This window comes from Arcobacter sp. ISO1, from assembly GCF_058105185.1.
The window spans coordinates 1,271,905-1,296,821 of the sequence record NZ_CM176573.1; the positions used below are offsets into that span (position 1 = coordinate 1,271,905).

A 24,917-nucleotide genomic window follows, 5' to 3' on the forward strand; every position below is an offset into this window, starting at 1 on the left:
TGATTACTTAGCTTGTCTGTTTTTTAATACATCAATTAATTCTTTGCTGTATTTATCTTTTTTAGAATACTCATCCCAAAGTCCAGCACCTGCTTTTTTCCAAGCTTCTTTATCAGCTTCAGAAGGTTCAGGAGACCATTTAAGACCTTTTGCTTCCATTTGTGCAACAGCTTCAGATTCCCATTTTTTAGACATAGTTAATTGATTTTTAGCGTGAGCTACAGTTGCATCGTATACACCTTTTTTCGTTGCATCACTTAATTTATTCCATGCTGCTCTATTTACAACGATTGGTAAAACTTGAGCACCAGCTAATGGTAATTTATACATATATTTTGCAACTTCTACGTGATTTCCATCTCTGTGGTCAATCATGTTTGAACCAATAGAACCATCAATAACACCAGTTGCTAAACTTGTATAAATCTCACTCCAAGCTAATGAAACAGGAGAAGCACCTAAGTTTCTTAAGAATTTACCATATGCACCAGGAGCTCTAATTTTTAAACCTTGGAAATCAGCTATTGATTCAATTGGTTTTTTAGTAATAATATATACTGGTGGTTGAATATATGGTTCTAACCATACTAAACCTTGAGAACCGTACGCTTTTTTAAGAATTTTATCCCAACCATCTTCATGGAAAAGTTTATATAAATCATCAGTATCTGCTGTACCACCTGGTAAACCAATTTCAACTACACCTGCAGGTAACTCACCAGCATGCATTGATTGAAATGGCGCAGCCATAGTAATAAGACCAGATTTAGTAGCACCTAAAAGTCCTGAAGTTCCAACACCTTCACCTGAGAATAGAACTTGAACTTTTACTTCACCATTTGTATTTTTTTCAATATCTTTTGCTAATTGTTGATATAAATCACCAAATGCTGTTCCTCTTCCGTAAAGGTTTGAGAACCTCCAATTTTGAGCTGCAGATGCAGTGTCAACAAGTGCCATAACACCTAATAATGCAACAATTGAAGTTGCCATTAAACTTTTCTTTATACTTGAAAATAATTTCATTTTGTTTTCCTTCCCTAAATTTATTTTTTAATTAACCCTAAATTGGCAGACTTAAGTTTCTTATTTTTTAAGAAATACACCCCCTGTTTTAATTTAAATTAATTTTCTACTAAACTTTCAAATAATTCAGTAAATTTGTCGATACCTTCATTAACTATTTCATCACTCATAGTTAAAGCAGGCAAGAATCTAATTACATTTGCATTAAATCCACAAGCTAAAAGAATTAATCCATAATCTGCTGCTTTTGCAGTGATTGCTTTTGTAAGTTCTGCATTTGGATTTTCCATATCGCCATCAATCATAAGTTCTAAAGCAATCATTGCTCCTTTATTTCTTACATCTGAAATTAATGCTGGGTATTTGTCTTTTAGTTCATTTAATCTTCTATTGAAAATATCTCCAATTTGATTTGCTCTATTGATTAAATCTTCCTCTTCAATAATCTCTAATACCGCAAGTCCTGCTGCACAACCAACTGGAGAACCACCATAAGTCCCACCTAATCCACCAGGGATTGGAGAATCCATAATTTCAGTTTTTCCAACTACTGCTGATAATGGATAACCACCAGCTATACCTTTTGCCATAGTCATTAAATCTGGTTCAATTCCAGCATATTCAATATTGAACATTTTTCCTGTTCTAGCAAATCCTGTTTGAATCTCATCAATGATTAATACAATTCCATTTTCATCACAAATTCTTCTTAGTTCTTGTAATAGTTCTACTGGAGTTTGGTAGAACCCACCTTCACCTTGAATTGGTTCAATAATAATTGCAGCAACATCTTCAGGTAAAATATCTACTTTAAATAGGTTTTTTAATGCAGTTAATGTATCTTTAACGCTAGTACCATTAAATTGTGTTGGATATGGTAAGTGATATATCTCAGCAGGAAATGGTCCAAATCCTTTTTTATAAGGCATAGTTTTTCCTGTAAGAGCCATAGTCATATTAGTTCTACCATGAAAACCACCATTAAAAGCAATTACACCTCTTCTTCCAGTATGAGCTCTGGCAATTTTTACACAGTTTTCAACAGCTTCTGCACCAGTTGTTACAAAAATAGCTTTCTTATCACTTTCACCAGGAGCCAAGGCAGTTAATTTTTCTGCTAACTCAACAGCAACTTCATATGGGTTAACCATAACACATGTATGAGAAAAATTCTCAATTTGATTTTTTACAGCTTCAATAATTTTTGGATGTGAGTGTCCTGTATTACACACTGCTATTCCAGAACCGAAGTCAATAAATCTATTCCCCTCAATATCCCATACTTCTGCATTTTTAGCTTCTTTAACAAAATTTGAATAAGCATTTCCTTGCCCTCTTGCAAAAACTTTGTTTTTTCTTTCTTGCAAATCTTTGTTAACCGTTTTTTTCATAGGAGTAACCATTTTTTTCCCTTATAATAAATTTATCTTTTATGCTTGTTTTATTTTCTAAATGATACATTTTCATCCAAAAGTTTATATATGCTTTTATTAAACTTTATGTCTAAAAGAGTTCATGAAAATTACGTAACTATATGTTCTAAATTTTGTATATGAACATTTCAGTTACTTAATTATTACGGAAAAGAGTAGTGAAAAAGTAACCATTTAAACACTTTTTTTATCTTTTTAAAATGCTTAAAAAAATGGTGTTTTTAATAGTTTAAAAACTATACAAAGTACCAAATAATAGACAGTTGTGGTTACTTATAGAAATAGGTGAAAGTGGTGAATTTAAAAGTAGCCCTTAGTTTATTGGGCTACTATTACTTTGTTTATTGTTGAAAACTCTTCTTTCGAAAACACTTTGGATATCATCATGAATAATAGAGTCTCTATCTAAAAAGATTAACTTCTCTTTATTTAACTCATTTATATTTTTTAATCCCATAACTGCTAATAAACTTTTCATACTCTTTAGAATATTGTTATGGTAGTTTTTTATATAATCTGAATGTTTCTTTACAAAATAGTGTTTTCTTTTTTTAATATCTTGAGTTGCTAGTCCAACTGGACATTGGTGTTTACTAGCTCCTGAACAATATCTAGCTCTAATACACCCAGCACTCATCATAAAACCTCTTGCTATTTGTATAAAATCAGCACCAAGACATAAAGTGATAATTACATCATCAGGAGTTAATATTTTACCACTAGCACTAATTTTTACTTTATCTCTGACTTTATATTCTTTTAACACTTTATCAACTAAATAAATGGCATCTCTAATATCCATCCCAATTCTTTCCATCATATCAAGTGGAGCAGTAGCACTTCCTCCACTTCCCCCATCAATAGAGATATAATCAGGATATGGAAGATTTAAATCAATTCTTCTTTTTATCTCTTTAGCAATAGGCACTATATTATCATTATCTGAGATTACTATTTTAATTCCTACAGGTTTAGAAGAAGCTTCTTGAAGCTCTCCTATAAAATCAAAAAGTTCTTCATATGATTTTGCATAAGGGAATCTATTTGGAGAGAAGGCATCTTTATTTGGTTCTATATTTCTATAATAAGCAATAGTAGGAGTTACCTTTGAAGCAATTAGCTTACCACCAGTTTGTTTTGCACCTTGAGCAATTTTAATCTCAGTCATACGACAAAAGCTCATTTGCTTTTTATACCGTTCAATATCAAAATTACCCTCTTTGTCTCTAACTCCATAAAAACCAGAACTTATTTGTAAAATAATATCAGGTATATCATCGGGAACATTTTTAGGGAAAACATCTAAAGGTGCATCCCAATTTGGTCTATAAAAGCACTCTTTATCTTTATTAAAAACATATGTATCAGCTAAGGGATCTTTTCTAAAAACTATTTTTCTATAAAAGTCTATTGCTACAGGGGTATTAAATAAGACTTTACAAGTTTTGAATATTTTTTCTTCAAAAGGTGTACCTTTTATCTCTTTCATATATCTTGTATCATAATTATTATGACTTACAAAAAAGTTTGTAGTTAAACCACCTTCACCTGAATTTATAGGAAAATTTCCTTCTTTTGCACCAAGAACAAAAGCTCTAGTTCCCTCAGGAGAAATAGAACCATCACTCATTGGACCTCTTCCTATCATAGACTTTGCATAAAATGGCTGTTTTCTTTGTTCTCCAAAGGTAACTGAGAAATTATTTTCAACTTCATCATCATTTAAAACAATATTTGTATGTTTTAACATTAGCTTTGGTTTTTGCATTGGTTGAGCAGGGGAAAAAGAAGCAAAATTTACTTTATCCCTAGAAGCACTATACACCCAATCAAGTTTATCCATAGACTCATAAAATTTCTCATCACCAAAGTATTGTCTAAATGGTTCTCTAAACTCTTGGAAAACAAACCTTAGCCTACCAATTATTGGGTAATTAACTAATATTTGATGTTTTCTTTGTACATATTTGTCGTGAATGTACCACATAAAGATTATCATTGTGAAGATAACTAAAATTAAAACCCATGTTTGCATATTTAATTCCTGAAAATTTAATCCAAGAATTATTGCTTAAAAAAGTAGTCAAAAAGTGGTTTTTTTATTTGATAAAAAAATAAAGTTAAGTTATTTTAACGGTATATAAATTGTAAACTCAACTCCACTTTTAATGTTTTTTACACTTAATTGACCTTTCATATTTTGTTCAATAATGATTTTACTCATATATAATCCAAGGCCAGTACCATTATAACTCTCTTTTGTAGTAAAGTAAGGTTCAAAGACTTTATTAATAATTGACTCACTAATACCACCTGCATTATCAGAAATCATTATTTTTATATGGGTTTGAACTTTTTTAGTTTTTATTAAAATCTTTGGGTTTTGAAGATCTTTTTCTAAAAAAGCATCCTTTGAATTTGTAAGAATATTTAATAAAACTTGTGAAAGTTCACTTTCAAACCCATACATAATAACATCATCTAAAATTTGATATTCTATTTTTATACTATTACTTTTAAAACTATCATCAATTAAGAATATTGTTTTTTGTATAGCATCCTTAATTGAAAAGGCCTTTTTCTCTTTATTTGGTTCAAAGAAGTTTCTAAAATCATCAATGGTTTTAGACATTTTATCTGTTAATGCATTACTTAATTCCATTTGTTTATTTAGATAATCTTGATCTAATTTTTGAAGGGAATATCTAAGGTGAATATTTTGAATAATTGTACTTAAAGCACTTAGTGGTTGTCTCCATTGGTGAGCAATCATAGAGATCATCTCCCCCATTTCAGCAAGCTTACTTTGTTGGATTAAAAGCTGTTCTTGTTTTTTTCTATTATCAATCTCTTTTTTTATCTTAATATCTAAGGTACTATTTAAATCTTCAAGTTCATGGGTCTTATCTTTTAGTTTTTTATTAGAAAGCTCAAGTTCACTAGTTCTACTTTGTACTTTTTTTTCTAAAGTACTATTTAACATCTGTATCTCATCTTTTACTCTTGTTAATTTTCTAATATATTTTCTTTGTAAAAAATATGTATATAAAATAACAGAAAGAACAAAAACAAAAAATACTAATATTTTCCAAAAAAGTTGATAATCAAAAACTTTTTCAAATTTTATTGATACCCAATGGTTCATAATTTTTTGTGTGGTCTCATCACTAATTGAACTAACAAGTTTTTCAAAAATGCTTAGAAGAATAGGGTCATCATTTCTAACTCCTACAGATAATCTCCATTCATCATCAAATTTACCTGAGATTTGTAAACTTCCATAAAACTCTTCTTGGAAAGCATATGCAACATTTAAGTGTGTTGTAACTTGACCAAAAAGTTCACCCCTTTCAACTTTTTTTAATCCATCTCTTAAGTGATTTTGGTCTAGTACTTGAATATTTGGGTAGTTTTCTCTAATAATATCGTTATATGCAAAATCCCTTTGGATACCAATTTTTTTATTTTTTAGGGTTTTTAGGTCACTTATAAAAGCAACAGTTCGTTTTGTAACTAAAACCAAAGGAGTAGTTATATATGGTTTAGTAAAGTTCATATATTCTCTTCTTTTTGGAGTATCCATTACTAAAGCTAAAATATCGCATTTCTTATTTTTAACATATTCTAAAGATTGGCTCCAGTTTTTTGTTTCTATAAGTTTTAAAGGAACACCAATCTTTTCTTGAAACCCTTTCATATAATCTGCAACAATACCAACATGTTTATGGTTTTCTATCTTTTCGTAGGGCATCCAGTCTGGATCAACACACATATTAATAGTGCTCTTTTTTTGTAAATAGGTTTTCTCTTCTTTTGTAAATATTAATGGTAAATCAGCTAAATCTTTTAAAAACCATTTGTCAAACAACTCTTTTCTTTCTTTTATTGTTATTTGATTTAAACCTTTTTCTATAATTGATTGAAGTTCAGGTTCACTCTTTTTTGTAAAGTAATATAAATTTGTAGGTTCAAAAATAATTAAAGGCATAGCTTTTAAACCAATTAGAAGATTATCTTCTAAATATTTCTGAACAATAATTGGTGAAGAGATTAATGCTTGAACATTTCCTTCTAATAGTAAGCTTACAGACTCTTCCATATTTTTTGTTTCAATTAATTTAATGTTGGGATATTTAGTTGAAATATGAGAAATATTACCTGCTTGATTTATAATGGCAACTTTTTTGTGTTTTAAATCATCAATTGAATTTATATCATTTTGCTCTTTTCTTATAAATAAAACTCTTTTGATCTCTAAAATTTCTGAAGAGTATACACCTATATCATTTTCAACTTTAGAGTTATTTATTAATGGGATTAAATCAATTTCACCATTTTCAAAAGCAAATTCAATATTACCTTGGTCAATATCAATGGTTCTATTTTTTATTTGGAATTTTTTTATAATAAGTGCTAAAATATCATTGGCAAATCCAGCTCTTTGATAGTCTTTTGTAAGGTAGCTTAGGGGATATAAATCAGTGATTCCAACTTTAAGAGTGTTGTTTTTAATCCAATCTTGTTCTTCTTTAGTAAGAATAGATTGATTTGCCCATAGGATATTTAAAACTAATAATATTAAAACAACAAATCTCAAAAATTAACTCCAAATTTTTTTATGATTATATCATACTCTGCAAAATTATATTGAAAGATACTCCTTCATTTATATTTTTTGCATTAATTTTCCCATTGTGGTTGTTTTCAATTATTATCTTTGACATATAAAGCCCAATACCAGTTCCATTTTTTTCTTTTTTTGTTGAAAAATATGGTTCAAAAATAACATCTATATTATCTTTTTCAAAAGCCCCTCCATTGTCATAAATCTCTATTTCAACTCCATCATCTAAGTCTTTTGTAGTAATTTCAAGAACTGCATTTTCTATTTTATTTTCTAAAAATTTATCTTGGGCATTTTTTATGATATTGATAAATACATGGGTAATCTCATTCTCATAGATGTTTATTGTATTTTTACTATCTAAATTTAATCTTATTTTAATATCATTGGTTTCTAAGTCTTTTTGTAAAATCTTTAAACTGCTTTTTATTGATTTATCAATTGATGTTTTTACAAGGGTTTTATCTGTTTTATAGAAATTTCTAAAATCATCAATAGTTGTAGTTAGATTTTGAACATAAAACTCTATCTCATCAAGTTTTGTAGTAAAAAATTCTGCTTGTTCTTCTCTTCCTTCTTTTGTAGTTAAATCAAATTTTCCTGAAAGAAGTTTGTATTTTAGATTAAATGAAGCAGTTCCAATTGAAGCAAGAGGTTGTCTCCATTGATGAGCTATCATGCTTATCATTTCACCCATAGCTGCAAATCTTGACTGGGCTTCCATGATTTTTTGTTTCTCTTCATTTTTTGCTATTTCAATTTCTAGTTTTTTATTTTTTTCTATAAGCTTTTGTTTTAAAATAGAGGGTTCTATAGCTTTTATTAAGGTTTCTTCTAGTTTATAAATATTTATAGGTTTAAGTACATAAGCATCAATATTTAATTCAATTGATTGCATTAAGTAGCTAGTTTCTTGGTGTGCAGTAGTGATTATGATAGGGATATCTCTATTTATCTCTCTAATCTTTTCAATCATGCCAAGGCCATCAAGTTTTGGCATTTTTATGTCGGTTAATATTAAATCTATTTTTTCATTATATTCTTTAAATAATTCTAATCCATCTTGACCATTTTGAGCACATATTACATTTATCCCAAAAAGAGTGAGGGTTTCTTTTATCCCTTCTTGGATTATTGATTCATCTTCTGCGTAAAGTACATTAATATTATTTAAAATTTGTTTATCAATCATAATAATTCTTTTTTCTTTTTTAGTAGTATAACAACAAATAGTAGTCAAATAGTACCATATTGTTTCATAGATGAGTATAGAGTATATAAAATATAAACAGATTTATACATTAATATAAGTAACAAAATGATAATATAAATTCTTTAAATTTTATTGACTATCTATTGAAAAAAAGGGTTTTAGTGGACTATGGTTTATTAAAAAAATATACTAGAAATATGGTTATTCTTTTTGTTGAAGATGATACTGATTTTAGAAAAGAATTTACTGAATTACTTCAAGATATCTTCCCTAAAGTAGAGACTGCAGTTGATGGAATGGACGCTTTAAATAAATACAAAGAGTATTTTAAAGAAACAAACTCTTATTATGATTTAGTGATTTCAGATATTAAAATGCCAAATTTTGATGGAATAGAATTAGTTGATTCTTTGTATAAAATAAAAAAAGATCAAAAAGTTGTAATACTATCAGCTAGAAATGAGTTTAAATATCTTCTTCCTTTAGTAAATTTAGGAATTCACCAATTCTTTACAAAGCCAATTGATTATTCAACTTTCTTAGATGATATGTTTAAACTTTGTAATGAAATTTATCATAATAATCAAAATGAAGATACACATATTGTCAGAATCAATGAAACTTTGATTTGGGATAAAGATAAAAATAAATTAATAGAAAATGATAAGGTCATTGAACTAACAAAAAATGAGATAAGGTTTGTAAAAACTATTTTAAATAATAATGGAAAGATTTGTACAGTTGATGAACTTATAAATACTATCTGGTTTGAAGAGTTTGATTTAAATCCTGATATTACTCATTTAAAAAGTTTAATATATAGATTAAGGAAAAAAGTTCCCGGCTTGCATGTTAAAAATATTTATGGTTTGGGATATACCCACGAAGTATAAAAGCTTTAAGTAGTGTAAGTTAATTAAAAGAAGAGATATACTCTTCTTTTAATATTAAAGTGAAGGTGATTTAATAACCATCAGTTTTTGGTTTTGCATTTCATTCATAGAATCAGGAATACCACCTAAACCTAAACCAGAAGTTTTAGCACCACCAAATGGCATCCAGTCAACTCTAAATGCAGTATGGTCGTTAACCATAACAGCAGTACCATTTAATTTCTTAACAGCTTTTAATGCAGTGTCAATGTTTTTAGTGAAAACTGCTGCTTGAAATGAAACATCTAATTGATTAGCTCTAGTAATAGCCTCATCTAAAGTTTTGTATGGATAAACAACAACTACAGGTCCAAAAATTTCTTTTTGTGAAATAATTGCATCGTCAGATGGATTAACAATAACTGTTGGCTCATATAAAGAATCAGAAATTCTTTTTCCACCAGTTAATATTTTTCCACCTTTTTCAACAGCTTCATTAACCCACTCTTCAACTCTATTTACTTCGTTGTGGTTAATTAATGGACCAACCTCAGTTTTTGGATCTAATTGATCTCCAACAACTAAGTTCTTAGCATAATCTGTTAGTTTTGAAGCTACATCATCAGCAATTGATTCGTGTACAAAAATTCTTTGAACTGATACACAAACTTGACCAGCATGATAGAAACCACCTTTTCCTAAATCAGGAATCATAGCATCAATGTCTGCATCTGGCTCAACAATAACAGGAGCAACTCCACCATGCTCTAAAGCACTTCTTGTTCCAGGAGATGACTTAGAATTTAAATACCATCCAACAGGTCCAGAACCAATAAATGTAAAGAAAGCAGTCTTAGGTGAAGTAACTAATAACTCTCCTCCAGCTCTGTCACAAACAACAGCTTGAGCCCAACCCTCAGGTAAACCAGCTTCAGCTAATAACTCAACTAATTTAACAGCAGACATAGGAGTTTGTGTAGCAGGTCTGATAATAACAGGACAACCAACAGCAATAGCAGGTATTACTTGGTGAATAGCTAAGTTAAATGGGTGGTTAAATGCTGATATTGCAGCAACAACCCCAATAGGTTCTTTCATAGTATAAGCCATTCTGTTTGCAGATGAAGCAGTATGACCCATAGCTATTTCTTGACCTTCAATAGCACCAATTTGCTCAATAGCAATCTTAACACCATTGATAGCTCTTTGAATTTCAACTTTAGAATCCATGTAAGGTTTACCACCTTCAGAAGCACAAAGGATAGTTAGTTCTTCAACCTGAGAAGACATAATTTTCATTAAGTTTTCTAAGATTTCGATTCTTTTATGCTTAGGAATCCAATTATCTTTGTCTAAAAACTTTTCATAAGCAGTATCAATTGCTTTTTCAACACCTTCTACATCTGTAAAAGGCACAGTTCCTACTACTTTACCATCAAATGGTGATGTTACTTCTATTGTACTCATTTATTTCCTTCTTTTAAAAATTTGATTATATCATACAAGCTTTTTTTGCTAATAGTTCATTTAAAATTGTATGGTTAAGTGAATAATCAACTGCAAGGTCAATTAGGTGTACACCTTTACTATTTACACATTTATCTAAAGTTTCAGCAAATTCTTCACAAGATTCTGGTCTATATCCATTTGCTCCAAATGCTTCTGCAAATTTAACGAAATCTGGATTTTCTAAATCAAGACCAAAGTTATCGAATCCCATACCTGATTGTTTCCATTTAATCATACCATATGCATTGTCATTTAAGATAATACAAGTTAAATCAAGTCCTAATCTCACAGCTGTTTCTAGCTCTTGGTCATTCATCATAAATCCACCATCACCACAAACTGCAACTACTTTTTTATCTGGATTAACCATTTTTGCTGCCATTGCAGATGGAAGTCCTGCACCCATAGTTGCAAGTGCGTTATCTAGTAATAATGTATTAGGTTTTGCACATCTATAGTTTCTTGCAAACCAGATTTTGTATACACCATTATCTAAAGTTACGATATCTTCATCATCTAAAATCTCTCTGATTGTTCTAACTGCTTTTTGAGGTAAGATAGGAAATCTAGTATCACCAAAATATTTAGAAAGTCTAGTTCTAATCTCTTCAGCAAGTCTAATATAGTAATCAAAATCCCAGTGCTCTTGTTTAGAAATTGCATTTGTAACTTGTTCCATATTCTTTGCAATATCACCTAAAAGGTCCATTTGTGGGAAATATGTATCATCAACTTCAGATGGAGAGAAGTTTACGTGAAGTACTTTAGTTGCTCCCTCTTCATTTTCCATAAAAAATGGTGGTTTCTCAATAACATCGTGACCAACATTGATAATTAAGTCTGCTCTTTCAATTGCACAGTGAAGAAAATCATCTTTTGATAATGCAGCTGTACTTAAACATAGTTTATGGTTTTCATCAATTACACCTTTACCCATTTGAGTAGAGAAAAATGGAATACCAGTTTCATTTACAAAATCAGTTAGTGCATTTCCAATTCTTGTTCTGTTTGCACCCCCACCAACACATAATAATGGTCTTTCTGCTTTTTCAATCATTCTAACTGCATCTAAGATCGCAGATTTTTCAGCATATGGGTATTTGAATTTTTGTACTGGATATACATTATCATCTACATCTTCTTCTGCTGAAATATCTTCAGGGAATTCAATATGAACTGCACCTGGTCTTTCTGTTGTTGCAATTTTAAATGCTTCTCTAATCATAGATGGAACATTATTTCCATTTACAACTTGTTTAGCATATTTAGTCATTGGTTTCATCATACCAACGATATCTACAATTTGGAATCTACCTTGTTTAGATTTTTTAATTGGTTTTTGTCCTGTAATCATCATCATTGGCATACCACCAAGTTGTGCATAAGCTGCAGCTGTAGCAAAGTTTGTTGCACCTGGTCCTAATGTAGAAACACATACACCAACTTTTCCTGTTAGTCTTCCATAAGTTGCAGCCATAAAACCTGCACCTTGCTCATGTCTTGTTAAAATTAATTTGATTTGATCTGATTTCCTAAGTGCTTCTAGTAAGTCTAGATTTTCTTCCCCGGGAATACCAAAAATATATTCAACACCCTCATTTTCTAACGCCTTAATAAATAAATCTGATGCGTTCATTTTATCTCCATTTTTTAATTAATTAATATTATCGGATTTTCCCACATTTTGAGTTAAACAAGTGTTAAGTTTATCAATTATGTTACTAGTTTATATCTTTTTTTTGTTAAGTGCGAAGTATTGACACAATCGCAATTCTAATATTATATTAAGTTTAAAATGACCATTTAATTTATATTTGTAATAATAAAGAAAAAATAATTTGCTTATGGTTTTTTTAATATTGACAACTTTGGTTTTACACTGTTTTTTACGTATATAAGATACTCATTATTTTCATATCTTAGAGAAATATATGGAATCTCTTCTTTGGGGTTTTTTAAAATCCACGAATTTGATCTATCATATACTATTTCAGTGAATCCATGCACCTTATACTGTTCATATAGTTCTTTTTTTAAAGACTGAAAACTAGTTTTATATTTATCATCTATTGTGACTGAATGATTATTATTTATTGAAGAGATATCTATTTTTTTCTTTATTTGTTCAATATCTTTTAAACTTTTATTTAAGGGTCTTGGATTTACTAAATTATATACACTTGACAAAGCAGAAACAAAAAAAACAGTAAGAAATACATCTAAGATTGAATAAAGAAATGATAAATATGGACCTACTATTTTAACTAAAAATTCAATTGCTATTGTGTAAACAAAACCAACTGTAAATGAAAAAACAAAAGGGAATAATATTACCATAACAATTGTAAGTAATTTGTATCTATTTGTTGCTCTCCAAGCACTTAAAAAACCAAATTTATCATCACATGCGCATGCTGGAAAAACTAAAGATAATCTACTTATTAAAATAATACTTAAAAATATTGCTATAAAAATTCCCACAATTGGAATCAATGAAACTAAAACCAAAGGTATTGCAATAATAATAGAATATTGAATAATCTTAAATAACATTTTAAATTCTCTGTATCCAAAAATAACTGAACCAAAAGTTGGAACAGAGTCTATTCCAAGTATTACTACACGGTGTGTTGTTACAGCAATAGAGATATTTGTCATAATTAAAATAAATATAACAATTGATGGTAAAAGTAATTGATTTATATCTAAATTAGAAATATTGCTATTATTAATAAATTTCATAGAGATTAGTTCTGGAAACGAAAAGTTTAATAAAGAGATAATGAAAGTAGGTAAAAACAGCTTTATTAATAACTTCTCAAAATTTTTAAAAATAGAATCAAAGGTCTCAACAAAAACTTTTTTATACAAGAAAACATCCTTATAAGATAATTCTTGAAATTATATCTAAGGATATATCAATAAGTATTTAAAGTGAAGTTTAAACTTCACTTTTTATATCTCTAATCTCTTTTATTTTTTTTATATATTGCTCTTTTTTTGATTGGATAAATTCAATTCTATCGTTGTTTATCTCTAAATATTGATTTTTTGAATAATGAACAATTTTAAATAAATAGTTTCTTTTTGAAGTTAAAAAATCTTCAATTTTTTCAAAACTAAAATTTGCTTTTAATTTAGTAAGAATTTCATCTTCCCTTGGATGGTATATTGTGAATTTTGTTGGTTCTTTTTCATATAATTCAACTGATTCTGAAATTTGTTGCTCAAAGTGAGCAATAGTTGCTTGTGTAGTTTGTATATATGAATAAGATAATGCTCCATTAAAATAAGCAAACTTTTTTCTAAGAGCTGAGATATTCTCTAAAATTGCTTTATGGTAAGACCTTAAAACATTTTCATAAATCTTTGCGGCAAAGTGTCTAGTTAAAGAAAACTCTAAATCAGATGCGATTTCCCTATTTTTTTTGATTAGTTCATAGGGTTCTTGCCATCTATGAACTTTGTATTTAACTTTTCTAAATACATCTCTAAATGCTTCTGATGTATTTAATTCAATCTGTTTTAATTCTTTTATTGATCTTTTAAACATCTTATCAATTGTTTGGTCATCATAGAATAGGTTTTTATACACATTATCTGAATCGATCCAGTATGTTTCATATTCAATTTTTTCAATGGTGTTTTTTCCTAGAAAACCGCTTTTTTCTTCAAATCTATTAGTTTTTTGCTTTTTAATATTTTTATATGTTTCATGGGCCATCTTTTCCATAATCCCTTCTAAAGAATTACAGATAGTAAAAAGCTCTTTTGAATATGTTCTATGAATCTCATCAAAATCTTTTAAAATTTCCTTTTCTGAATCTTCTAAAATTTCATATAAAGAATCATAAACCCCAATTATAGTTTCATACTCTTTAACTAAGATATCACAAATGCCTTTTAAGTCTTTTTTGATTGCATACTCTTTTGAATCTTTTGCTTGAGGTCTAATTGTATTATCTATAAAATCAAGAACTTTTTGGATATTTGATTCTTCAAGAATCTTATCATTATTTGATGTATCAACATTATTGATGTCTTCAACATCTTTAAAATAATTATCAAGTTTTGTTGCTATTGATGCAACATTAGAATTTAGTGATGATTTTATCTCTTGTAATAAAGAGTTTTGTTTATCTTGAATTAGCACTTCTTTGTGTAGTGACCTTGCTTCAAGTGCCATTTTTGCAGAAATAGGGATTACTTCAGCAAAATATTTATCAAATTTTTCACTAACGTATTTTGTTGTTGTTTCAATTTGTTCTTGGGAAAATTTGTCTTTTTGATTTAGTACACATAAAGACTTATTTTTAAAATGTTCCATATATTCTTCTAACACTTTTGCTTCAGACATTTTACCTGCATTATCAATAAGCGTTAACCAAATAATTCCACCAACATCTCTTAATACTTTTCTTGTAGTATCAGTATCACTTTGAGATTGTGAATTAAGCCCTGGAGTATCAACAAAAGAGATATCTTTTAGAATATCCATTGGAGCATAAAGGGTTAGGTATTTAATATCACTCATCTCATCTTGTCTTTGATCTGTAAAATCAGCAATTGCTTCAATTGGAGCATATTCTTGAGCTCCTGAATAATATGTGATTTTCAATTTATACTCTTCCCCATAATTTATAAAATTTACCTTTGAAGTAACAGGAGTAATTCCAGTAGGTAAAATATTTCTTGAAAGTAGGGCATTTAAAAATGTTGATTTACCAGATGAAAATTGTCCAGTAATTGCAACTTCCATAGGGTATCTTGCACGTCTTATTTGTTTATCTAATATTTGTTTTAATTGTACAGAAGGGAGGAATTTTTCATCAAGTAATTTATCTTTTACTTTTTTTATATCCCCAACTAGACCCTCTTCATATTCTGTCTTTTTAGCAACAAATTTTGAATTATATTCTTTTACAAAATCACTTAATATACTCATTATTTAAGTCCTTTGCTAATAATTTCTAATCTTTTGATTTTTTTATGAATTTCAATTGTTAACTCTTCTTTATTTGATTCTTTCTCTTCAAAGTTTGTTAATCTATCCTGCAAGGATTTTTCATCTTTTTTTAGTTTATGTTCAAAAACTTTTAGTGGTTCTGAAATTTGAGTAAAGAAATTATCAATTAAGATATTTGAAATATCATTTGCTTTTTCTTTGATATTTTTTTCAATACCTTCAAATTCGTCTTTGATATGAGCTTCAATTTTTCTATCAAATTCTGGTAGTTTATTGGCTTTTGAGCCTTTAAGCTCGTTTGTAATTTTTCCAATTAAAACCTCATTCGAAGAGGTTAAAAATCCAGATTTAAAATCATCTTGAAAAAATCCTCTTGCATCAAAGTTATCATTTTTGTGTCCTAATACAAAACCTAAGTCTTGATATTTTTGTTCACAAATTTCACCAATACTTTGGCTTTTTTTGATGAATTTATATCTATAATCCCTAATCACATCGATGATACCATCTTTTATTGCAGTTTCAATTATAGTCTTAATTCTTGAACTTTCGGGTCTTTTCTTGGTTTTTTCAAAAGAGTATTTAACATCATTAAACACCCTTTGTTTAATTACATTTTTTAAATCAATTAATTCTGTTGTTAAGAAAGTTTCTAAAGTTTCTAGATAATTTCTTGCATCTTTTTTATATAGATTTATATCCTCATTTAAGCTTGCAAATATTCTCTTATTTGTTTCTTTTTTCTTTGTAAAATCTTCTAAATCAGCTTCTAATTCCTCTTTTGATTTATTTAATAAAATAAGTTCATAATTGTATGATTTAACCTCTTTTGTAATAGTTTTTAAAATCTGAGATTTTGTTCCTTTTACAATTAAATCTGATTTTGAAGATTCTGTACCAAATAATGTATCATTTAAATAATCTTCAATCTCTAAAATTCCTGTATCTTCAAGTTTAAAGCCAGTATCTAAAGCTTCTTTTTCTTTTCCTGTTCTATGTAAAAGAGCCATTTTCCCTGAAATAGGAATAAATTTAATATGCTCTAAAATGTAGTCTAATTTACTATCTTTATTTTGTTTTTTTAGTTGTATCTCAATTGAAGATTTTGTGTAGTTGATAACTTCTTGAAGCTGTTCTTTTGATACTGTATCTGCCCTTGTTATTACAACTAATAGTTTTGTAATATTTTGATATAAAAGTGAATCGATTATAAACTCTACATCTTTTAGTGTAGCACTTTGACTTACATTCATTAAATGAAGCATTAAATCACATTGTGCTAAATATTCTTTTGTAATCTCTTCTCTTTGTATAACAGGGTCATCAAGACCTGGTGTATCAACAATCTCTATACTATCATTTAAAAAATTTAAGTCTGATTTTAATTCAACATATTTAATTAAATTACATTTTTTACCACTAGCTTCTGCTGATGTATATAAGGCTAAGTCATTTACATTTACTTCTTGGCTAATAGATTCCTCTTTAATTAGTTCATTAAGTTCGTTTCCAAACACTTTTTTTGTCTCATTAACAAACTCTTTTATTGATTCAATAGATTCTGCTGTTTTTTCTATTCTGTTCCATTCATCTTTATTCCAATAAAATACATTAGCTGATGGTTTTCCATGTTTTATAATTGTTAAGTTTGCTGTTTCTGGAACAACGGCACTTCCTAACAACTCTTGCCCCATAAGTGCATTTAACATTGTAGATTTACCTGCGTTCATTACTCCTGTAATTCCAATTGAAAACTTTTGATTATTTAAATAAGTTTGAGCTTCTTTTAACTCATCAATAAAATCTTTAGTAGTAAATAAGTTCTCAAGTTCATTAATAGTTGTTTCTAATTCAATTTTTGCTTCATTAAAAGGTTTTTTTTCATTATCTTTTTCATCATCAAAATCATTAAAAGAATCTTCATCTGCTAAATTTAATTCATTTGGATCAAATAAAGAGACAAGTTTGTTATATTCAAAACTTCCAATAATTTTTTCTTTATTTAGGTATTTAAAACTATCATGCATAGCTTGAATATGTGAGCTTTTAGTATCATCTTTTATAGCATCAATTAAACAATATTGTAATTGGTATAAATCATCAACAGATTTTACTTCTTTATTTGTTACTTGTGAAACGAGTTTTTGGAAGTTTTTTAAAGTTGAATATTTTTCATATGTTTTTTTATTTGTAGATAATATTAATGTTGCAATATCAAAAAAACTATCTTCATCTTTATTTTCGTTTGTTCCATAAGTTGTTGTTTGTTCAATATTATTTATCCCATGATAAAGTAAAAAGTAATCTTTTGCTAAACTCAATCCATCCATCCTTATTTGCACCTTTTTTGACAAAATGTGCAATTATATATTTGTTAAATGACTTTAAACCGATTTAATGTTTTTATTAAAATCAAGTAATCTTTTATAAAAATTAATTATAAAAACTAATTTTTTTTATCCCTAGAAATGCAAAAAGCCAATCACTCCTTGGAGTAATTGACTTTTTGTATTGTTTTTGTATGAGAGGTATCCCTCTCATACATTTATCTTAGTGCTACTAGTTTTCTTCTTAAGTAAGCAATTTTATTTTGTAATGGTAAGTGTTTTGGACAGTGATCTTCACAAGCTAGTAATGACATACATCCAAAGATACCATCATCATCTCCAATTAATTCATAGAAATCTTCTGCTGTTCTTTTATCGTGTGGGTCAACTTCAAATCTAGCAACTCTATTCATCCCTACTGGTCCAACAAAGTTTGGTCTCATTAGCATAGTACCACAAGAAGCAACACAAATACCACACTCAATACATCTATCAAGTTCAAATGTTTCATCTGCAACTTCTGGTTCAATTCTTTCTTCCATTTTTGAAATATCAACTTGGTGACTCTCATCATTATCAACAATCCAAGACTCAACTCTTTTAGACATTGCATCCATCCATTTACCAGTATTAACAGATAAATCTTTGATTAATTCAAATGCTGGCATTGGTAAAAGTGTTAATTTTCCTTCTGGATAGTTTGCAACAAGTGTTCTACAAGCAAGTGCAGGTTTCCCATTTACAACCATACCACAAGATCCACAGATTCCTGCTCTACAAACAAAGTCAAAAGATAAATCTGGATCCATTGTTTCTCTAATTTTCATTAAAGCAATAAATAGTGTCATCCCTGGAGTTTCTTCTAATTTATAATCCACATAATGAGGTTTAGAAATTTTACTTCTTGGATTAAATTTAAGTACTGAAATTGTTATTTCTCTACCTTTTTTAACTTCGCTCATTATTTGTCTCCTGCTCTTTCATTTTTCTCTTTATAGTTCATTGGTAATTCAAATGGCATTAATGCATCTTGAATCTCATGTCTATCTTTTCCTTCTGCTTCCATTTTTTCTCTTACAGAATCTACTTCTTCTTGTCTTTTAATAGATAAATCATTTTCAATAATCATGCCTTTAGCACCATATCCTCTAAATGCTGGAGGCATTTCCATTTTCATAATATCTAAGTTAGCATACTCAATAGTTGGCTCTAAATCATCTTTATTTGGCCAAGTACAAAGTGTTCTATTCATCCAGTTTGCATCATCTCTTTTTAGATAATCTTCTCTATAGTGTGCACCTCTAGATTCAGTTCTATCTCTTGCACCTTTTGCTACACATAATGCAACTTTTAACATTTTTGGTACTCTATATGCTTCTTCAAGCTCTGGATTCCCAGCTCTTTCTTTAGATTTAATATTGATTTGTTTAGTTTTAGCTAATAATTCGCTTAATTCTTCAACTGCTTGGGCTAATGGCTCACCAGATCTAAAGATACCAACTTTTTCATCCATAAGTTCTTGCATTCTATTTTTGATTCTAAAGATATCTTCATTTCCATTGTATGCTAAAATCTCATCGATATATGCTTCTTGTGCATCAACAAATTTTTGAATAGTTGCAGTAGGAATTGTTACATCATTTTCTAAACAATAATCAGCAAAATAGTTACCAATAATCATACCTGCAACAACTGTTTCTGATACTGAGTTACCACCAAGTCTATTAAATCCGTGCATATCCCAACATGCAGCTTCACCACAAGCAAAAAGTCCAGATAATCTAGTTGTTTCACCAGTTGGTTTAGTTCTAATACCACCCATAGAGTAGTGTTGCATTGGAAGAACTGGAGCCCATCCTTTTGGTCCCTCATCAGCTGGATCAATACCATTAAAGATTTGACAAATCTCTTGAACATCTCTTAAGTTTCTTTCAATGTGAGCACGACCAAGAATAGAGATATCTAACCATACATGATAACCATATGGAGAAGGAACACCTTTACCATTTCTAATATGCTCAATCATTCTTCTAGAAACAACATCTCTTGACGCAAGTTCTTTTTTCTCTGGTTCATAGTCAGGCATAAATCTGTGACCATCTACATCTCTTAAGATACCACCATCACCTCTACAACCTTCAGTTAATAAAATACCTGATGGTACAATTGGTGTTGGGTGAAATTGAACTGCTTCCATATTTGATAAAGTAGCAACACCAGTTTCAAGTGCAATTGCAGCCCCTGTACCTTCACAAATAACAGCATTTGTAGTTTGTCTAAATACTCTTCCATATCCACCTGTTGCAATACAAGTTCCCTTTGCAACATAAGCTTCTAATTCACCAGTAATTAAATCTCTTACAACAGCTCCAAAACATCTTCCATCTTCATGAATAATAGAAAGTGCTTCTTTTCTATCTCTAATATCAACGTCATGTTTTAATGCTTCATTTGCAACACCAAATAACATTGTATGTCCCGTTGCATCAGCTGTATAACATGTTCTCCATTTTTTTGTACCACCAAAGTCTCTTGAGTGGATAAGACCATGTCTATCTTCATCTTCTGTAATAGTTGTTTTTTTTGCATTGATAACTGCTTCTCTTGATCCAGCTTTAACTCTAGTCCAAGGCACACCCCATGAAGCTAACTCTCTAATAGCTTTTGGTGCAGTAGTAACAAACATTCTTGCAACATCTTGATCACATCCCCAGTCTGAACCTTTTACTGTATCAGCAAAGTGTAAATCTTCATTGTCTCCATCAGACATTTTAGAGTTACCTAAAGATGCTTGCATACCACCTTGAGCTGCAGCAGAGTGTGATCTTTTTACTGGAACTAATGATAAAACAGTAGTACTTAAACCTTTTTTCTGAGCAGCAACAGCAGCTCTAAGTCCAGCTAATCCTCCACCAATAACTAACGCATCACAATAATTTATTTTCATTATGCAACTCTCCCATCATTTATTTTTAATTCAATAACTTGTGCAGTTGGAGTATATTTTTGACCAACTTTCCCAGCAGCAGCATTTTCATAACCGATTTTCATATATGCTGCAAGTGTAGCAAATCCTAAAATCAAGAAAAACCAAGTTAAAGCTTTTTTATAAGTTTTTAATTTTTTTCTTGTAGCTTTTGGGTCATCACCATCGAACCATCCCCATTTAACAGCAAGTCTATATAGACCAATTGTTCCATGGAATTCTACAGCCAATAATAAAAGAATGTATAAAGGCCACATCCAGTTAGACCATACTCTATCTGCACTTGCATATGGACCAATTGCATCTGCTTGTGTCATGATAATATAAATATGAACAGAACCTAAGAAGAACATTGCAAAACCAGTAAATGCTTGGACAAACCAAAGTTTTGTATCTTCATGCCCCATGTTGTCCGCGTGTGCTTTCATTACTTGGTATTGTTTAAAGTTACCAGGTAACTTTCTCATCCCCATTGCTGCGTGTGTAATAAATATTACAAAAATTACAAATGCTAGAATCGATACTAATAATGGCTCTCCCCCATCAAAAATAAAGCTCGCTTCAAAGAATTTTGTAACAGCGTACATAAAATCTTTACTTACTAAAATTGAAGAAACCATAAACATGTGTCCCCACATGAAAAGACCTAAAAATAATCCCGTTGCACTTTGAATATAATCAAGCTTTGCTGGAACCCTACTTTTTTTTCTCTCTACAGTCTTACCTAAATAACCTTCTATTAGGTCACTCATTTGACATCCTTTCCTATTGATTTTTGATTGATTTTAATAGCATCAGTATAGCTAAAAACACCTTATTTTGGTTAATTATTATATGTCAAAGTTATGTACAAATGTTGTGCATTATGAACAAAAAGATATAAAAAAACCCCTTTTTAGGGGCTTTTTTAATTGTTGAGAAAGTATACATAATTTTAAAAAATTATGCATATGTGTTACATATCAACACATCATTATTTAATAAATAATGACTGTACTGATAGTTGAGTTAATTGAATTAAAGAATCAATATTTAATACTGGTATAAAGAATACTATAGCGCTTCCAATACCACCTAAAACAGTTAAGATTGCTAAGAATGCTATTGCATATGTAGAAACTCTTTTATCATTGAAGTCATTTGTTAAACATTCTTCTTTTGTTGGATAAAAATACATCATTGCAATAAGTTTAAAGTAATAGTAAACTGATACAAATGTAGCAATAATTGCTAATATTGCAAGTGCTGCATATCCTGCATTAATTGCTTCTGTAAATACATAAAATTTACCAATAAACCCTATTGTAGAAGGGATACCTGCAAGTGAGAATAAGAAAATAGTCATCATTGCAGCTAAAAATGGTCTCTCTTTTGCTAAACCTTTGAAATCATCATATGTAACTCTAACCTTAGTATCAGAAATAATATGTGAAATAATACCAAAAGAACCAAGGGCAGATAATAGGTAAGCAATTAAATAAAATACAGTTGCATAAGCTGCATCAATATTTTGACCTAAAGCAATAAAGGCTAATAATAGGTAACCAGTGTGCACAATTGATGATGCTGCCAACATTCTTTTGATAATTTTTTGTGTGATTGCAAGCCATGTACCAAATACAAGTGTAAAGATGATAATTATATAAAGAATTCCATCCCAGAAGTCAATCATTGGTTCAATACCTTGTAAAATTGTTCTTAAGAAGAACGAGAAAATTGCAATTTTAAATGTTGATGCCATAAATGCAGTGATAATCATAGGGGCACCTCTATATACATCTAGTACCCATGATTGGAATGGGAATGCAGCAATTTTAAATAGGAATGTAAATAAAATTAATGTTAACCCAATATATACTAGACTTAAATCACCATTTTCGTTAGCTGAAATAAATGCTGCTAATTCTGTTAAGTTTGTAGTTGCAGTTGCACCATAAACTAAAACAACACCTAATAAATAGAAAGCTCCAATAAATGAACCTAATACTAAGTATTTGAAAATAGCTTCAACTCTTCTACTATCTTCTGAGTTATAACCAACCATAATATAAACCGCAAAAGAAGCAATTTCTAGTGCAATATATGCAGTTACAAGTTCATTTGCATTTGCTAATAACATCATCCCAAATAAAGCAAATAATAAAATTGAGAAAAATTCACCTTTAAAATAAGTTCTATGTTGAAAATAGTGCTCACCAATTAATAAAGTTAATAAAGTACCAAGGATTAGTAAAACATAGAAAAAATTAGAGAATGTGTCAAAAATTAAAACATTATTAAAAATTGACTCATATGGTTTGATTGAAAAACTTTCTCCTAATGGAATAAATGACATAATTAATGCTACAACCAAAAGTACTGATGAAGTTGCAATATATGATTTTGTTGAGAATTTACTCTCATACATACTCATAAACATCAAAGCAAGAGCTGCTACTAATACAGTTAATACTGGTAATATTTGAATTAATTCGCTCATTTTGCTGCTCCAATTTGTAAAATATCATTTAAGTAGTGAGTTACTGTTGGTTCAAATTTATCTAAGAACACTTCTGGATAAATACCCATTAAGAATACTAAAATTACCCATGGAGTTAATCCAACAATCTCTTTAATTTTTAAATCTCTAAATTTTAAATCTTCACCAGATTCTCTTTTTACTAAGATTGCTCTTTGGAACATCCATAACATATATGAAGCCCCAATAATTACTGTAACTGCTGAAATATATCCTAATGTATGATTAAACTCATAAATACCAAAAATAATTAATAATTCAGATACAAAACCATTTGTTCCTGGTAACCCAACATTTGCAAAAAGCATAATTGCAAATATAGTTGTAAAAATAGGAGATTGTTTTGCTAATCCACCTAAATCTTTAATTGTTTTATATCCAGTTTCATCATGGATAATTCCAACTAATAAGAAAAGTGCACCAGTCGCAATTGCATGGGCTATAATTAAATATAAAGCACCATTAATACCAAACTCATTTAATGAGAAGATACCAGCAGCAATAAAACTTAAGTGTGATGCAGATGAGTATGCAAACATTCTTTTAATATCATCTTGCATAAGTGCAGCAATACCAAAATAAACAAGTCCAAATAATCCAATAAATACAAACCATGTTGAGAATTCAACATAAATATCTGGGAAAATTGGGATCATAAATCTTACAATTGCATAAACACCAAGTTTAGCCATAATTGAAGATAATAAGAAAACTGCACCTGTTGGAGCATTTTTATATGTTTCCATTATCCATGTATGTAAAGGGAAAATTGGAATTTTAATTGCAAAGGCTGAAAGGAATGCTAAAAATAGCCAAATCTTTTCATTATATCCAAGTGATGTAATTTGAGTTAATGAATCGTATTGGAAAGACCATTGACCAAATTCATTATAATATGCAACTCCTAGGTATAAAATTGCTACAAACATTAAAAGAGAACCTAACATTGTGTAAACAGTTACTTTAATAGTTGTAAATACTTTATCTCCAAATCCATAAATACCAATCATTAAGAAAACTGGTAAAAGCATAACTTCCCAGAAGAAATAGAATAAAATAACATCTAAAGATAATAATGCACCAGTAACACCAGTTTGAACTAGTAACATATTTACCCAGTAGCCTTTTGTTCTACCTTCCCAAAGCATTAGATATGCAGTAGGAATTAAAATAGCAATCATCATTAAAATTGTTAATGAAAAACCATCAACACCAATATAGTAATTAATTCCATAAGAAGCTATCCATGGAGTATTAGTTACAAACTGCATACCTGCACTTGGTTCAAAATCAATATATAGTTTTAAAACAAGTGCTAATATAACTGTAGTAGATAGAAAAGCAATATTTCTAACTGTTTCTACATGCTTTGTAGTAATCATTAAACCAAATGCTACTACAGCTGGTAAAAATATGATAAACGATAATATATCTGCACTCATC

Annotated in this window: 16 protein-coding genes; 1 reads left to right on the plus strand and 15 read right to left on the minus strand. The window is 29.3% G+C overall.

Annotated features, from left to right (window positions below; all coding sequences use genetic code 11):
- Positions 1-3: 3 nt before the first annotated feature.
- The 5 genes from AC2TY9_RS06315 to AC2TY9_RS06335 form a co-directional block, all read right to left on the minus strand.
- Entirely contained in the window at positions 4-1,026 is a 1,023-nt protein-coding gene (locus AC2TY9_RS06315; RefSeq protein ID WP_489780105.1) for a TRAP transporter substrate-binding protein, read from the minus strand.
- Positions 1,027-1,124: 98 nt separating this feature from the next.
- The gene (gene gabT, locus AC2TY9_RS06320) at positions 1,125-2,417 is read right to left on the minus strand and encodes a 4-aminobutyrate--2-oxoglutarate transaminase (protein ID WP_489780106.1); all 1,293 of its coding nucleotides are present in this window, start codon (positions 2,415-2,417) and stop codon (positions 1,125-1,127) included.
- A 355-nt stretch (positions 2,418-2,772) separates the two neighbouring features.
- Positions 2,773-4,494 carry a glutamate synthase-related protein gene (locus tag AC2TY9_RS06325; protein WP_489780107.1) on the minus strand — a complete coding sequence of 574 codons (1,722 nt, stop codon included), beginning with the start codon at positions 4,492-4,494 and terminating at the stop codon, positions 2,773-2,775.
- 90 nt (positions 4,495-4,584) lie between these two features.
- Positions 4,585-7,056: a transporter substrate-binding domain-containing protein gene (locus AC2TY9_RS06330; RefSeq protein WP_489780108.1), complete on the minus strand. Its 2,472-nt coding sequence runs from the start codon at positions 7,054-7,056 to the stop codon at positions 4,585-4,587.
- 25 nt (positions 7,057-7,081) lie between these two features.
- A complete protein-coding gene (locus AC2TY9_RS06335) occupies positions 7,082-8,275 on the minus strand; it encodes a response regulator (protein ID WP_489780109.1) in 1,194 nt (397 codons plus the stop codon).
- Positions 8,276-8,457: 182 nt separating this feature from the next.
- Here AC2TY9_RS06335 and AC2TY9_RS06340 point away from each other — a divergent pair, with 182 nt between their 5' ends.
- On the plus strand, positions 8,458-9,189 hold the full coding sequence (locus AC2TY9_RS06340; RefSeq protein WP_489780110.1) for a response regulator transcription factor: 732 nt from the start codon (positions 8,458-8,460) through the stop codon (positions 9,187-9,189).
- Positions 9,190-9,243: 54 nt separating this feature from the next.
- On the opposite strand, the gene AC2TY9_RS06345 is transcribed toward AC2TY9_RS06340, so the two are convergent.
- The 10 genes from AC2TY9_RS06345 to AC2TY9_RS06390 form a co-directional block, all read right to left on the minus strand.
- Complete coding sequence (locus tag AC2TY9_RS06345) at positions 9,244-10,635, minus strand: aldehyde dehydrogenase family protein (RefSeq protein ID WP_489780111.1); 1,392 nt, start codon at positions 10,633-10,635, stop codon at positions 9,244-9,246.
- 25 nt (positions 10,636-10,660) lie between these two features.
- Positions 10,661-12,313: an acetolactate synthase large subunit gene (locus tag AC2TY9_RS06350; protein WP_489780112.1), complete on the minus strand. Its 1,653-nt coding sequence runs from the start codon at positions 12,311-12,313 to the stop codon at positions 10,661-10,663.
- A 206-nt stretch (positions 12,314-12,519) separates the two neighbouring features.
- Positions 12,520-13,548 (minus strand): hypothetical protein, encoded by a 1,029-nt coding sequence (locus AC2TY9_RS06355; RefSeq protein WP_489780113.1) that lies wholly within the window; start codon positions 13,546-13,548, stop codon positions 12,520-12,522.
- 70 nt (positions 13,549-13,618) lie between these two features.
- The gene (locus AC2TY9_RS06360; protein WP_489780114.1) at positions 13,619-15,622 is read right to left on the minus strand and encodes a dynamin family protein; all 2,004 of its coding nucleotides are present in this window, start codon (positions 15,620-15,622) and stop codon (positions 13,619-13,621) included.
- Positions 15,622-17,973, minus strand: a complete 2,352-nt coding sequence (locus AC2TY9_RS06365) for a dynamin family protein (protein ID WP_489780115.1) — start codon at positions 17,971-17,973, stop codon at positions 15,622-15,624. Before AC2TY9_RS06365 ends, AC2TY9_RS06360 begins: the two co-directional genes overlap by 1 nt.
- 215 nt (positions 17,974-18,188) lie before the next feature.
- Complete coding sequence (locus tag AC2TY9_RS06370) at positions 18,189-18,932, minus strand: fumarate reductase iron-sulfur subunit (RefSeq protein WP_489780116.1); 744 nt, start codon at positions 18,930-18,932, stop codon at positions 18,189-18,191.
- Positions 18,932-20,917: a fumarate reductase flavoprotein subunit gene (locus tag AC2TY9_RS06375; RefSeq protein WP_489780117.1), complete on the minus strand. Its 1,986-nt coding sequence runs from the start codon at positions 20,915-20,917 to the stop codon at positions 18,932-18,934. The genes AC2TY9_RS06370 and AC2TY9_RS06375 overlap by 1 nt, the downstream gene beginning before the upstream one ends.
- A complete protein-coding gene (locus AC2TY9_RS06380) occupies positions 20,917-21,708 on the minus strand; it encodes a fumarate reductase cytochrome b subunit (protein ID WP_489780118.1) in 792 nt (263 codons plus the stop codon). The genes AC2TY9_RS06375 and AC2TY9_RS06380 overlap by 1 nt, the downstream gene beginning before the upstream one ends.
- Positions 21,709-21,929: 221 nt before the next feature.
- Positions 21,930-23,435: an NADH-quinone oxidoreductase subunit N gene (locus AC2TY9_RS06385; RefSeq protein WP_489780119.1), complete on the minus strand. Its 1,506-nt coding sequence runs from the start codon at positions 23,433-23,435 to the stop codon at positions 21,930-21,932.
- Positions 23,432-24,916, minus strand: coding sequence for a complex I subunit 4 family protein (locus AC2TY9_RS06390; RefSeq protein WP_489780120.1), 1,485 nt, complete (start codon positions 24,914-24,916; stop codon positions 23,432-23,434). The genes AC2TY9_RS06385 and AC2TY9_RS06390 overlap by 4 nt, the downstream gene beginning before the upstream one ends.
- Between the last annotated feature and the right edge of the window lies 1 nt (position 24,917).